The 14227-nt window shown below is 31.0% G+C and carries 15 protein-coding genes and 1 tRNA gene; 11 read left to right on the top strand and 5 right to left on the bottom strand.

Going from position 1 to position 14227, the window contains the following annotated elements; translation table 11 throughout:
- The first annotated feature begins 55 nt into the window (after positions 1-55).
- The 4 genes from ACTS9J_RS12765 (at position 56) to typA (ending at position 3870) form a co-directional block, all read left to right on the top strand.
- Positions 56-628, top strand: a complete 573-nt coding sequence (locus ACTS9J_RS12765) for a DUF2306 domain-containing protein (protein ID WP_291048655.1) — start codon at positions 56-58, stop codon at positions 626-628.
- Positions 625-1551: a YARHG domain-containing protein gene (locus ACTS9J_RS12760; protein WP_291052352.1), complete on the top strand. Its 927-nt coding sequence runs from the start codon at positions 625-627 to the stop codon at positions 1549-1551. The genes ACTS9J_RS12765 and ACTS9J_RS12760 overlap by 4 nt, the downstream gene beginning before the upstream one ends.
- A 185-nt stretch (positions 1552-1736) precedes the next feature.
- Positions 1737-1809, top strand: a tRNA-Lys gene (locus tag ACTS9J_RS12755).
- Positions 1810-2067: 258 nt separating this feature from the next.
- The gene (typA, locus tag ACTS9J_RS12750) at positions 2068-3870 is read left to right on the top strand and encodes a translational GTPase TypA (protein ID WP_221854374.1); all 1803 of its coding nucleotides are present in this window, start codon (positions 2068-2070) and stop codon (positions 3868-3870) included.
- 56 nt (positions 3871-3926) lie between these two features.
- Here the strand turns inward: typA and ACTS9J_RS12745 are convergent, their stop codons facing one another.
- From ACTS9J_RS12745 to ACTS9J_RS12735, 3 genes are all read right to left on the bottom strand, one after another.
- Complete coding sequence (locus ACTS9J_RS12745; RefSeq protein ID WP_180904948.1) at positions 3927-4247, bottom strand: hypothetical protein; 321 nt, start codon at positions 4245-4247, stop codon at positions 3927-3929.
- Positions 4247-6541: a choice-of-anchor L domain-containing protein gene (locus ACTS9J_RS12740; protein WP_448353300.1), complete on the bottom strand. Its 2295-nt coding sequence runs from the start codon at positions 6539-6541 to the stop codon at positions 4247-4249. Before ACTS9J_RS12740 ends, ACTS9J_RS12745 begins: the two co-directional genes overlap by 1 nt.
- A gap of 93 nt (positions 6542-6634) precedes the next feature.
- The gene (locus tag ACTS9J_RS12735) at positions 6635-7033 is read right to left on the bottom strand and encodes a hypothetical protein (RefSeq protein WP_219033585.1); all 399 of its coding nucleotides are present in this window, start codon (positions 7031-7033) and stop codon (positions 6635-6637) included.
- A 41-nt stretch (positions 7034-7074) separates the two neighbouring features.
- On the opposite strand from ACTS9J_RS12735, the gene ACTS9J_RS12730 reads away from it, so the two are divergent.
- From ACTS9J_RS12730 to ACTS9J_RS12710, 5 genes are all read left to right on the top strand, one after another.
- Positions 7075-7671, top strand: coding sequence for an NUDIX hydrolase (locus ACTS9J_RS12730; protein WP_219033584.1), 597 nt, complete (start codon positions 7075-7077; stop codon positions 7669-7671).
- Positions 7672-7682: 11 nt separating this feature from the next.
- The gene (locus tag ACTS9J_RS12725) at positions 7683-8249 is read left to right on the top strand and encodes a DUF4920 domain-containing protein (protein WP_291048640.1); all 567 of its coding nucleotides are present in this window, start codon (positions 7683-7685) and stop codon (positions 8247-8249) included.
- Positions 8250-8325: 76 nt separating this feature from the next.
- Positions 8326-8754, top strand: coding sequence for a hypothetical protein (locus ACTS9J_RS12720; RefSeq protein WP_291048637.1), 429 nt, complete (start codon positions 8326-8328; stop codon positions 8752-8754).
- A gap of 52 nt (positions 8755-8806) precedes the next feature.
- Complete coding sequence (locus ACTS9J_RS12715) at positions 8807-9148, top strand: hypothetical protein (RefSeq protein WP_115001366.1); 342 nt, start codon at positions 8807-8809, stop codon at positions 9146-9148.
- A 107-nt stretch (positions 9149-9255) separates the two neighbouring features.
- Positions 9256-9639, top strand: coding sequence for a hypothetical protein (locus ACTS9J_RS12710; RefSeq protein ID WP_115001364.1), 384 nt, complete (start codon positions 9256-9258; stop codon positions 9637-9639).
- A 49-nt stretch (positions 9640-9688) separates the two neighbouring features.
- Here ACTS9J_RS12710 and ACTS9J_RS12705 read toward each other — a convergent pair whose 3' ends face one another.
- Both ACTS9J_RS12705 and ACTS9J_RS12700 read right to left on the bottom strand, forming a co-directional pair.
- Positions 9689-10291, bottom strand: a complete 603-nt coding sequence (locus ACTS9J_RS12705) for a hypothetical protein (protein ID WP_180904946.1) — start codon at positions 10289-10291, stop codon at positions 9689-9691.
- 4 nt (positions 10292-10295) lie between these two features.
- On the bottom strand, positions 10296-11522 hold the full coding sequence (locus tag ACTS9J_RS12700; RefSeq protein WP_286494646.1) for an exo-beta-N-acetylmuramidase NamZ family protein: 1227 nt from the start codon (positions 11520-11522) through the stop codon (positions 10296-10298).
- A gap of 74 nt (positions 11523-11596) precedes the next feature.
- On the opposite strand from ACTS9J_RS12700, the gene ACTS9J_RS12695 reads away from it, so the two are divergent.
- The gene (locus ACTS9J_RS12695; protein ID WP_115001360.1) at positions 11597-12826 is read left to right on the top strand and encodes an ABC transporter permease; all 1230 of its coding nucleotides are present in this window, start codon (positions 11597-11599) and stop codon (positions 12824-12826) included.
- 33 nt (positions 12827-12859) lie between these two features.
- Entirely contained in the window at positions 12860-14221 is a 1362-nt protein-coding gene (locus ACTS9J_RS12690; protein ID WP_291089417.1) for a pyridoxal-phosphate dependent enzyme, read from the top strand.
- Positions 14222-14227: the final 6 nt, after the last annotated feature.

Below are 14227 nucleotides of genomic sequence, written 5' to 3'. Positions count from 1 at the left end.
TACCTCGTGGTGGAAAATACTATTTTTCCTTGTTTGGCTTTATTTCTTTGGATTAATGCTACAAATCACGTTACGTTATATTCCGATTTCGTCGGATGTTTCATTTCTAGCTATCAAACAAGATGAGGTGACAACAATTCCAAGTTATTTATTCATTTTTTACATTCACGTTTATTCAGCAATATTTACATTGTTTTTTGGAATTGTTCAGTTCATTAAAATTACCAATCAACAAATCCGAAAAATTCATCGGCTTCTCGGTAAATTTTATTTTTATATCACTGTTTTATTAGCTGCGCCAAGTGGAATTTACATTGGGTTTTATGCAAATGGAGAATTAATTGCGCAATCTGCTTTTGTAATTCTCGGTATTCTTTGGTGGATTTTTACTGCAATTGCAGTTGTTAAAATTAAGCAGAAAGATATTCAATCGCACCGAAATTTTATGCTTCGTAGTTATGCGTTGGCTGTTTCTGCGCTTACGTTACGCGCTTGGAAAGTGATTTTGGTTTATCTTTTTCATCCTGCGCCCATGGATGTTTATCAAATTATAGCATGGTTGGGATTTGTACCCAATTTATTGCTCGTAGAATATTATATTTATAAAACTAAACAATCTAAAATATGAAAAAAATAGGACTACTTATTTGCACTACGCTTGTTGTTCTTAGTTGTAAAGAAGACAAAAAAGATGCTGTTAAAAATAATGATATTAATGATACAATTTCATCGATTCATATCGAGCCAACGCAAGAAGATATCGGGCTTTGGTCTGGAATTTTTGAGGCAGATTCAGTTGATTATGATAAAGGTGATAATTGGTCGCTTCGAAACCGAATTAGTATTGTTATTCAGAAGATTAATAACGATAATACTGTCGAAGGGTATAGTGTTTCGGCGGGAAATATAAGACCATTTAAAGGTGATTTGGTGAAAGAAGGAAACTCACGTTATGTGATGGCGAATGAACCAGGCGATCAAAAATATGATGGAACATTTAAGTTTAATATTTCTGAAAAAGATGATTCAATTTATGGAACTTGGATTTCGAAACGAAAAGATTTACCTGTACTTTCTCGAAAATTTAGTTTGAAAAAAACAACATTTAACTATGATCCTAAAAATGTTTTAATTCAGCCAAAATATGGTGTAGATGAAGAGTATGCGGATGAATACGATAATGTAGATTGGGTGAATTCTAAAAAGAAAAAATATGACGAATCAGATGGAGAAGAGTATTTTGTAGATGTGCAACGTGCTGCTTCGGATGAAATTTATAAAATAAATGGATCAACGCAAAAGTTGACGGAGAAACAATTGAAAAATCTACATAAGTTAGATTTAGAAATTATTCGCAATACAATTTATGCGCGTCATGGCTATTCGTTTGCGAATCGTGGTGCACGTCAATTTTTTGATTATGTAGATTGGTATGTGCCTTTGTATACAAATGTTGAGGATAAATTGTCGCCAATCGAAAAAGATAATATTGAGTTATTAAAGCGTTTTGAGAAATATGCAACCGATAATTATCAACAATATGGACGCTAAAATTTAGAATTTTGATTAAGATAGAATGAGTTAAAACTCAATCCGAAAATAGGATAGCAGGATTATCATTTTGCTTTATAGGTTAAATTGAAGAATACAATTGTTTTTACTCGATAAAACCTTTGTTCTGAAAGAACTTTGCAGAGCAAACCAAGAAAATTTTGTTTGTTGTGTTTATCAATTTAGGCTCGTTAGCTTAGCTGGTAGAGCACGAAACTCTTAATTTCGGGGTCCTGAGTTCGAGCCTCAGACGAGTCACGAAAAAACTGCTACACTTTTGTGTAGCAGTTTTTTTGTTTTTTATAATTATGATTAAGAATTATAGGTGAAATCGTTAAAATTTTTCAATGAAAAAATAGTTTTCATTAATCAATCTGCAAATAAATCAACGTTTTACTAAAAAGTATTCAGTAATATTAAATTTTTCTAAATTAATTATTGCTAAAATTAAATAAAATCAAAAGTATAGTAATAAAAAATAAATTTGTCGTAAATTTGCACCCATAATTTTCAAGGATGCAAAACATTAGAAATATTGCGATTATCGCACACGTTGACCACGGTAAAACTACATTGGTTGACAAAATTCTTCACAGCGGAAACGTTTTTAGAGAAAACCAAGAGTCTGGTGAATTAATCATGGATAACAATGATATCGAGCGTGAGAGAGGGATTACGATCTTTTCTAAAAATGCTTCGGTAGATTACAAAGGTGTAAAAATCAATGTGATTGATACTCCTGGCCACGCGGATTTCGGTGGAGAAGTTGAGCGTGTATTGAAAATGGCTGATGGGGTTATCTTATTAGTTGATGCTTTCGAAGGACCAATGCCTCAAACGCGTTTCGTTTTGAGTAAAGCATTAGAATTAGGTTTAAAACCATTAGTTGTAATTAACAAAGTTGATAAAGAAAACTGTCGTCCTGATGAGGTATATGACAAAGTTTTCGAATTATTCTTCAACTTAGATGCAACAGAAGAGCAATTGGAATTCCCAGCGTTCTATGGTTCATCTAAACAAGGATGGTTCAATACAGAAAATGTACGTGTAGACGATATTTCTCCATTAATGGATGGTATTCTTGAACATGTTCCTGCTCCAGAAGCTTATGAAGGTTCTTTACAAATGCAAATTACATCTTTAGATTATTCTAAATTCTTAGGACGTATCGCAGTTGGTAAAGTAAGTCGTGGTGTTATTAAAGAAGGAGATTGGGTTGCTTTAACAAAACCTGATGGAACGTTCAAAAAACATAAAATCAAAGAATTATATACATTTGCTGGTTTAGGTAAAGTAAAAGCTACTGAGGTAAAAGCGGGTGATATTTGTGCTGTTGTTGGTATCGATGGTTTCCAAATTGGAGATACAATTGCAGATCCAGAAAATCCAGAAGCATTACCAGTTATGCATATCGATGAGCCTACAATGAATATGTCTTTCGGAATTAACAACTCTCCATTCTTTGGTAAAGATGGTAAATTTGTTACTTCTCGTCACTTAGTAGAACGTTTAGAAGATGAGTTAGAGCGTAACTTAGCTTTACGTGTAGAACCAACAGAAGATTCTAATACACAATTAGTTTACGGACGTGGTATCATGCACTTATCTGTATTAATCGAAACGATGCGTCGCGAAGGTTATGAGTTAACAGTTGGACAACCACAAGTAATCTTAAAAGATATTGATGGTGTAAAATGTGAACCATATGAAACATTAGTAATTGATGTTCCAGATGATTATTCTTCTAAAGCAATCGACTTAGTAACTCAACGTAAGGGTGATTTATTAGTTATGGAGGCGAAAGAAGGAATGCAACACTTAGAATTCGAAATTCCATCTCGTGGATTAATCGGATTACGTTCTCAAATGTTAACTTCTACTGCTGGTGAAGCTGTAATGGCACACACTTTCTTAGAATATAAACCATTCAAAGGAGCAATCGCTGGTCGTTCTGCAGGTGTAATTATTTCGAAAGATCAAGGTACATCAACTCCTTATTCTATTGATAAATTACAAGATCGTGGAAAATTCTTTATCGAGCCAGGTGAAGAAGTTTACGAAGGAATGATTATCGGAGAGCATTCTCGTAACAATGATTTAGTAGTAAATGTTGTTGAAGCTAAAAAATTAAACAATATCCGTGCAGCTGGTAAAGATGATTCATCTTCTATCGCTCCAAAAACAGAAATGACTTTGGAAGAATGTATGGAATATATCCAAGCTGATGAATGTATCGAGGTAACTCCAAATTTCATCCGTTTACGTAAAATTCACTTAAAAGAAGTAGATCGTAAACGCTTCGAAAAATCAATGAGCTAATCATTTGAAATTATATATCACAATAAAACCAGAAGTTAATCTTCTGGTTTTTTGTTTTAAATAGATTCGATTTTATTTTTAAGCGCTTCAATTGCGAAATTTAATTCATCTTTAGAAGCGTTATATTCTACTATTTCACCTTTAATTTTGAATCTTGAAACATTAAAACCTTCTTCAATATCATTGTACCAAATCAAATAATTTTCGTATACAGCAACTACCCAAAAATTATCCTCAATAACATCATCACATTTCCATATTTCAGGAGAAATTTTAATTTGATTCCAAAATAATAAAGTTTTGTCCTCCATATTTTGTTCAGAAAAATAAATTTCGAGCATCAAATCCTTTTTAGGAAAATTTATCCAATTATTCATTAATAAGTACTTTTTAATAAAATCCAATCTTCAAATTTTTGAGTTTGAGTTGAATTTGGTTCAGTCCATTCGATAATATACCAATAACTATCGGAAGGTAGCGCTTTTCCATTCAGTTTTCCATCCCATGTATAATTGTTTGCTTCCGAACCAGTAAATAATAATTTTCCTTTTCGATTATAAATGATAAATTTCGGATTGATTTTACTTTTTAATTGCGAATAATCCAACACATCATTTTTACCATCACCATTTGGAGAAATAAAATTGATTAGTTTAATCAGCGAAAATTCTTTCGAAATAGGCGAACAATTAGCTGCAGATTTCACAGAAATTGTATGAGTTCCTAAAGTTATGTTTGTGAAGATATTGGAAGATTGAAAAGTGCCGTTATCCAATGAATACAGATATGGAAGCGTAGATCCAGTGACTTTTATGGTCACCGTAGAACCTTGAATTTCGATAGATTGAATAGTTGGATCTTCGGCTTCAATAACTTTTACTTCTTGTGTATAAAAACAACCATTCAATCCTAATTTCACATAATAAGTTCCAACAGGAACATTTGTAATTGATTGATTTTTGTCGCCATTATGTAACCATTCGTAAGTTTTAAATCCTGGACCTGCGTCTAAAGTCGTTGTTGTTCCTTTGCAAATTGTAAGATCTTTTAAGGTTGATGATTTTCCAGATTGTTTGAAAATAAAATGCAATGGAGCAACGTTTTCGCATAATCCATTTTGTTTAAATCTTACCCAAAATGTTTGATCTGAATTTATAATTTGTGTTGTGTTGATATTATTTTTTTTATTTTTAGCATCAATTTCATTTAAGTAATATGTCGGTGAGCCTTCAAGATTTGTAACCAAGTCATCAACATAATCGGATAAAACAATTTCTTCATCATTGCTTAAATTCTCATCACAAATTTCTATTGGAGGAATTACGTTTGCAACACTTAAATGATTTAATGTAAAAGTAATTTCTTTAATAACAGGCTTACAAGTTCCGATTTGGACACGAATCCAAACTTCTTTAGATGTCTGAATTTCATTTAATTCGAAATTCGTTATTTCAGCAGGAATATTATCTTTAGCATCTTGTTCCGTTTCAAAATATTTCACTTGATGAGCAGAATAATAATCTTCTACAATTCGATCAGTATATTCGTCTAAATTTATTTGTGTTTTTCCATCTAAATCATCATCACAAATAGAAAAACGATCTTGATATATTTGAGGTTCTTCTTGTACAGAAACATTAATATGACCTTTCAAAGAACAACCAGTATTCAATGTGATTTCTACTTCGTAATAACCTGTTTCATCTACCACTAATGTTGCATTTGTTTCACCACTAATTTCCACACCATCTTTGTACCATTTATAGGTTGTAGCATTTGTCGTTGTCGCATCTATTGTTTCAGATGTTCCAGGACATAATACAACATCAGAACCTAAACTTTTTGAACCTATAAAACTTCCAGCTTTCAAGAAAACAGCAGAATCATAACGACCTTTTGAATCTCCATGATCAGCAATTACCAATTTGATATGATATTTTGTACCAGCTTCTATTTGCGCATTTGTTTTCAAAACTTTTGTTTGTCCATTGAAATTCGTTGGATTATTTGCAGAATTAAAACTTCCAAAATACGATATGTTTCGAGGACAATCTCTTGCGCCATTTATGGTTAATGAAGTTACAGGAATGGTTGTATTTGGAACTAATGCAATATTTTGATAAGGTTCAGAATTATCTGCTTTTTTGATTAAGAAGGCAAAAGCATCAGAGTATTGGCAATTACTTGATTGATATTCTTCTGAAAGAAACATATATTCGAAACTAATCTGATCTGTTGTTAGATTTGATATAAAATCAAATTCAAGATAAGTTGCATTTAAAATATAATCATGAGGTAAATTAGATTTTATCAAAATATCAATCAAATCTTGATCTCCTCCCCAATTACTTCCCCAAAAATCTTGCAAAGATGAATTTGGACCTTCAGCATCTTTTGCTTTCCCTGTAGATAAAATAATTCCTTCAGAAAGATCAAAACTACTAGTTCCTTTTGTAAAATAACCATAGCTTATTTCATCATAAGCTCTATTGTAGCCAGAAATATTAATATTGGAAATAGTAATACAACCTGTGTTTGTTCCAATAAATTTATCAATTAATTCTTCTTTCGGTAAAGATGTATCTACCTGAATATATTGACCAAATAAAAAACTATTTAGTGTAAAAGTAAAAAAGAGTAGGAGAATTATTTTTGAGTAAAAGTGTTTCATAAAAAATAATTTAGATAAAAAAACTGCTAAATAACTTTAAAATATAAAGTTTATTTAACAGTTTTAGAAATTTTATTTACCGAAAAAATGGTTTTACCCTATTTTTCCTAAATTTTCTGCAATAGTTTCAATGAAAGATGTCAATGGTTTTTTCGCCATCATTTCGATCATCATATTGAAATTTCCATCAAAATCTAACGAAACATCAGACGAATTCTCATCAACTGCATCAATAGAAATTGTCAAAGTATATTCAAAAGCAGGTGCCGGAGATTCGAAAACAATTTTCGATGGCTCAACTGTCTCTTTTAAACGCATTCCAACCTTTGGCAAAGCACCAACACCAACCGTAAATCCTTTTCCAGATTCATGAATTTCAAACGATTTTGTATCCTCTGGCATCAGTTGCTCATAATTCTTCATATCCAACAAAAAAGTGTATGCTTCTTGTTGATTTTTTGCAAAACGGACTTTATTTGTATTTACCTTCATATCCTTGTGAGTTTTTTATAAATTTGTAACAAATCGTTCAAATGTACAAAGTTTTTTTTAATGAAAGTTTGTTAACTTTCAGCAACCAATCTAATCCTGAAGCAAAAAATATTTTGTTTCAAAATGAAGCTCAATTTGATGAATCTTTTCATTTATTATCATCAAAAGCAGCCGCTTTAGTCAATATTTTTAGTGAAGATATTGATGTTGTTTGGACGAAATTCTTAAAATATTACAAACATATTCAAGCCGCGGGCGGAATTGTTCGTAATCCGCAAGACGATTATTTGTTCATTTTCAGACTTGGGAAATGGGATTTGCCAAAAGGTAAAATGGAGAAAGGAGAATCGAGAGAAGAATCTGCAATTCGCGAAATTGAAGAAGAATGTAGTTTGACAAATTTAGAGTTGAAACGATTTTTGATGCCTACTTTTCACATTTATTTTTTGAGAGAATATATTATCAAAGAAACATTTTGGTTCGAAGTTTTTTATGACGGTGTTGAATTGCCTTTGCCGCAAACTGAGGAAGGAATTGAATCGGTTGAATGGAAAAAAGAGAATGAAATTCCTCAATTATTAGAAAATTCATATCCAAATATAAAATTGTTAATGGACAATTATTTAAATTTGAACTAAATAAGACTCTTATGAAAAAATATATTTTAACTCTTTGTGCTTTAACTTGTTTTGTATTGACAACAAATGCACAAACAAAAAAAGAAACGAAGGCTAAAACTGAAAAAGCTTCGAAAGTTCAATCAAAAATTTTAGATAACGGAACGGCTAAAATAGACGATTTATACGCGTATCAAGTGTATGGAGAATCGTTTGATATCAAAAATACATTGACGAAAAGTGAACTTGGAAAGTTATACGATAACATGAAAAGTGGTGATTCTTTGGAAAATGTTCAGTTTGTTTCGACGATAGAATCTGTTTGCAAAAAGAAAGGTTGTTGGATGAAAGTTGATCTTGGAAAAGGCGAAGAACAATCGTTTGTGCGTTTCAAAGATTATGGATTTTTTATGCCTTTAGATGGTGAAAATGCGAATGTTGTCGTACACGGAAAAGCTTTTGTAAGTGAAATTTCTGTAGAGAAATTACGTCATTATGCAGAAGATGAAGGAAAATCGAAAGAAGAAATCGCAAAAATAACAAAACCTCAGTTGCAATATAATTTTGAAGCTGACGGAGTTTATTTGAAAGAAAACTAAGGTTTTTTAACTCAATAATTAATCAAAACCTTTCTATTTTTGGAAAGGTTTTTTTATGAAATCAATTCTATAAAATATGATAAACTTATTTCAAGCCAATCCAAATCAGTATTTTTCATTGATCGGAAAATCGATGAATGACGAATTGTTTCAATCATTTCAAACAGAATTTGAATCTGATATTTCAGAGCAAAATATTCCTCAAGGGAAAATTGTATTGTACAAGGAAAAAGGCATTTCTGTGAAAATTGTTGATGAAATGATTGTTTCGATTAAATTTTATCTTTCTCCAAATCCAATTTGTAAGGTTTATGAAGGTCAAAATATTTTTGATTTGAATAGAAATGTTGATGAAACTCAGATTCGTAAAAATAATGATTATCAAAGAATTATTAATAATGATCCAAATCGTTTGGCAAATGATTATAGTCGTCTAAACTGTTTATTTTCTTTTGATTCGATGACTGGAGAATTCTTAACTATTGAAATATTAAACGAATTATAAAATGTTTTTTGCTGAAAAATTTCATATATTTATCTTAAATAATAGACCTTAAATGAAAAAATATTTAAGCTTGTTCTTAATGTTATTAACGTTTGCAGTTTTTGCACAATTGAGAGCGAATAATACGGAGTCTTATTACTCGATGAAAGGAACTTTTAATTCGGATAAAAAAGAGATTATAAAGAAAACAATCGAGAAAGAATTTGGTGAAGGAATTTTGGAAGAATCTGGTTATATCTGGACTGGACGAGGAAGTTTTGAAATTATTTTGAATGATAATTCACTTAAAATGGAGATTCAAAAAAGTACAGATAATCAAGAAATTGTAGATAAAATTAAAAATCTTGGAGATAAAATTCTTGCGACAAAAAATATAAATAAATTTAATACTTAAAAACGAGCTACAATTATTTTGTAGCTCGTTTTGTGTTAACGCTTCGTTAACCGTTCATTAACCAATGCAAATTAATCTTTTTCAGAATTTTATAAAAAAATAAAAATATGAAAAAGACATTATTTATCGCAATAACTTTAATAGCTTTTGCTTGTAACGGACAAACAGCTAAATCACAATCAGTTAGCAAAAATTCAAGTTCAACAACTCATTCTAATGTTTCAGTTAGTGTGAGTGATAGCAACGAAGTATATTCATACTCAGCAATTTTTGATAAACCAAAGTCGGCAAATGCAATCAAAGAAATCGGAAAAGTATTTGGAAAACCAGTGACTGAAGGAAAAAATTACGTTTGGAGAGAAGGAGATTCCTTAGAAATAAAAGCAAGAGAAGGAAAAATTACAATTGAATTTGAAAAAGGTTCAACAAAATTATATGAAAAAGTAAAAGAATTAGGCGAATCTATTTCTGCTGTTGTAGGAGAAAAATAATCATTCTAAAACATATAAAACGGAAGTCAAATTTGGCTTCCGTTTTTAATTATTTTAATTCCCTATACTTAAAATCTTTTCCAAAAAAGTAATTCCATATTAAACTAATAAGAATGAAATTTGCTATTCCACGAATTGTTATAAATATCCCGAAATTACCAAAACGTTTGTATTTAATATGTGATAATTCTTCTTGATGATTAACTATATATTCGTACAAATAATAATCAAAAACTAACATTAAAAGGCTAAAAAGAACTAAAATGACATAATGAAAGAGCATAATGTCTTTAATTTTTTTTAGATTTTTATAGAATAATACAGCTCCAATAAAAGAAAAAAATACGCTTGAATGAAAAACAATTTCAGTTTTAGTATGAAGTTTTGGAACTTCATTATTCTCCTCAATGTCTTCAACTAAATTTGGTTCGAAAGAATTTTTCTTTTTTTCTTTTTCATGATAAATAATTTTAGATGAAATTAAATTTTTAATTCGAGTTGTTTCAATTTCAGAAAACTGAACATTTCGTTCATTTTTTAAAATTTCGAAAGCTATTTTTATTGCTTCAGGAACAAATCTAGAATCATCTTTGATATAAGAATTTAATTCATTTGTAGACAGCTTCTGAAGAACGCTTCTTTTAACTTGCATTAATTTAATCCTTATAAATCAAATATTTTGTTCTTATTTTCTTGAAAGCTTCCAAATCTTTTTGCCAAGTTGCTTTTATTTCTTCTTCTGATAAACCTGCTTCTATTTGTTTGCGCAATTCATCAGTTCCAGAAAGTTGATCAATCCACAACTTTTTACCATTCATCGTCCAAAAAGGTTGTTTCGTATTGTTTTTATACGCATTAATAAGCCATTTTAAATTGATGGCAGATTGATACGGAACATTCGATAAATCTTCACCGTAACAAACTTCATCTTTGAATTTTGGACTTGTTGCACCAGGTTTTGAAGTTGGCGTATATTGATAAGGCATATTTTTTAGGAATGGTGAACCATAAACTTGAAACTGAATATCTGTTCCACGACCTTCGTTGACGTTTGTTCCTTCAAACAAACATGTACTTGGATACAAATTGATCGCATGAGCATTTGGTAAATTTGGTGATGGTTTTACTGGTAAATTATACTTGGATTGATGGGTATAATTGATAAGTGGAATAATTTCCAAATCTGCTTTTACACCATTTGCTAGCCAACCTTCACCGTTTATCATTTGTGCATATTCGCCAATCGTCATTCCATAAACAATCGGAACATTGTGCATACCAACAAACGATTTATATTCATTTTTCATCACTGGTCCGTCTACATAATGTCCGTTCGGATTTGGTCTGTCCAATACAATTACTTTTTTACCATTCTCAGCTGCAGCCTCCATTACATAATGCAAAGTGGAAATATAAGTATAGAAACGAGCACCAACATCTTGCATGTCAAAAATCAAAACATCAACATCCGAAATTTGATTTGCTTTTGGTTTTTTATTGTCGCCATAAAGCGAAACAATCGGCAAGCCTGTTTTAGAATCAACACCAGATTTTACTTTCGCTCCAGCATCAGCATCACCACGAAAACCATGTTCAGGAGAATATAATTTTATAACATTTATGTTGTTTTTTAACAACAAATCAACTGTATGCATCGTTGTTCCATTAATTGTAGCAATTCCTGTTTGATTTGAAATTAAACCAACTTTTTTACCTTTTAGTTTCGAAAGATATTGCGTTGTATTTTCTGCTCCAACAAGAATAGTTGAATGATTATCTATCGTTTTTGATGTATTATTTTGAGCTAAAATTGGAGTAGAAAAGCCGAAAAAAATAACTGAACTAAGTAAACCAATTGATGTATATTTGACAAAGTTTTTCATTTCGTTTTGAATCATTTGAATTTAGACGAATTTAAAGCCTAAAGTTAGTTTTAATCTTATAAAAAATATATAATTTGAGTTTTTCTTGGTGGTTTTCAAAAAAAATTGCGCTTGGTAAAAATACTAAAAATAACTTATCGAGTATTATTATTCGAGTAGGTCAAATTGCGGTAGCATTAGGGTTGATTGTTTCTTTGGTGACAATTTCGACTGGTGTTGGAGCAAGAATGGCAATCAAAGAAAAATTGGCCGATTTTAATGGTCATATTACGATTAGAAACTATAATAGTAATACGTCATTAAATTCCGATTCATTATCACTTCATCAAGCTTTTTATCCAAAGTTTAAATCGATTCCAGAAATAGAACATGTACAAGCAATTGCCAATAAAAGTGGTGTTATCCGAACGGATGAAAACTTTAGTGGTGTGGTGTTCAAAGGAGTTGGAACAGATTATGATTCGGTTCGTTTCGAAAAATTTATGGTAAAAGGACATTTTCCTCGAATCAATAAAGATTCGATAATGGATGAGGTTTTATTATCTAAAAAGATTGCGGACGAAATGAAATTGGATGTTGATAGTTCGTTTGTGATGTATTTTATTCAAGAAGATACAAAGCCTATTTATCGTCGATTTACCATTTCTGGATTGTTCAAAACTGATATCAAAAATTTTGACGATCAAATTATGTTTGGTGATATCAAGCATGTGCAACGCCTTAATCGTTGGGATTCGACAACTGTTGGTGGTTTCGAACTATTTGTAAATGATGTCGAAAATATTGATCCAGTTGCAAAGCGTGTGCAAGAAAATATTCCATATAATTTGTATGCAGAATCAGCAACAGCATCTTTTGCTCAGATTAATGATTGGATTTCGATTTTCGACAAAAATATTGTCATTATTCTTTTTATCATGCTTTTTGTGGTGGTGATTAATATGGTGATGGTTTTATTGATATTAATTTTAGAACGAACACATTCAATCGGAATTTTAAAAGCATTTGGTGCGACAAATTGGCGAATCCGAAAATTATTCATCAATTACGCATTATTTATCATGTTACCAGGATTAATTGCTGGAAATGTAATTGGACTTGGATTATTATTCATTCAGAAATATTTCGGAATTATAAAACTTCCAGCAGAAAACTATTATTTATCAACAGCTCCAGTCTATTTAGACTTTGGCACAATTGTTTTATTAAATGCAGGAGCGTTATTAGTTTGTGCAATTGTATTACTTTTGCCTTCGTATATGATATCTAAAATTACACCTGCAAAAGCTATTAATTTTAGATAAAATTTAATGTTTTAATTTAAAAGTTAGAAAAAAATGAAATTCGCAAACAATATATTAGAAACGATTGGGAATACACCTTTGGTTAAAATTAATAAGATTACAAAGGATTTACCATGTACAGTTTTAGCAAAAGTTGAATATTTTAACCCTGGTCATTCTTGTAAAGATCGTATGGCGTTAAAAATGGTTGAAGATGCCGAAAAAGATGGTCGTTTAGTTCCAGGAGGTACAATTATCGAAGGTACTTCTGGTAACACAGGAATGGGATTGGCTTTGGCTGCTGTGATCAAAGGTTACAAATTAATTTGTGTGATTACAGACAAACAATCGAAAGAGAAAATGGATATTTTGCGCGCTGTTGGTGCAGAAGTTGTGGTTTGTCCTACGGATGTTGAGCCAGATGATCCACGTTCTTATTATTCAGTTTCTAAACGTTTGGCTCAAGAAACACCGAATGGTTGGTATGTCAATCAGTATGATAATCCATCAAATGCAATTGCGAATTATGAGCAAACTGGACCAGAAATTTGGGAACAAACAGAAGGAAAAGTAACGCATTTTATTGTTGGTGTTGGAACTGGAGGAACAATTTCAGGAGTTGGGAAATACTTGAAAGAAAAAAATCCTAATATTAAAATTTGGGGAGTTGATACGTATGGATCAGTTTTCAAAAAATATAAAGAAACAGGAATCTTCGACGAAAATGAAGTGTATTCTTATGTAACAGAAGGAATTGGTGAAGATATTTTACCAGAAAACGTAGATTTTGATATTATTGATGGATTTACAAAAGTGACTGATAAAGATGCAGCGGTTTATACGCGTCGTTTAGCTTTAGAAGAAGGTTTGTTTGTTGGAATGTCTTCGGGATCAGCGATCAAAGGATTGTTGCAAATGAAGGACGAATTCGGACCAGATGATGTTGTAGTAGTTTTATTCCACGATTCAGGTTCTCGTTATGTAGGAAAAATCTTTAACGATGATTGGATGCGTGACAGAGGATATTTGGACGAAGAAATCAAAACAGCTGTCGATTTAATCAAAGAACATGTTGATAAACCTTTGGTTACGGTTCGTACAGAGGAATTGGCTTCTCATGCAATTGATCGTATGCGTCGTTTCAAAATTTCTCAAATTCCAGTAATGGACGTGAATGGAATTGTTGGTTCTTTGGATGAATCAGATTTGTTTCAAGCATTTTTAGAAGATAGAAATGTTGCTGAAAAACCTGTTCACGAAATAATGGGAAAACCATATCCAGTCGTAAAAGCAGGAACATCTATCGAAGAAGTTTCGAAGTTAATTACAAAGGATAATCAAGCTGTTTTAATAGAATTAGAAAACGGAAAATATCATATCATCACAAAATATGATATTATTAACTCGATTAAATAACAAAAA

The sequence above is a fragment of the Empedobacter sp. ULE_I140 genome (assembly GCF_053482575.1).
Note: the sequence above shows the minus strand (reverse complement) of the source record. Positions and strands in the feature narration are given on the sequence as shown.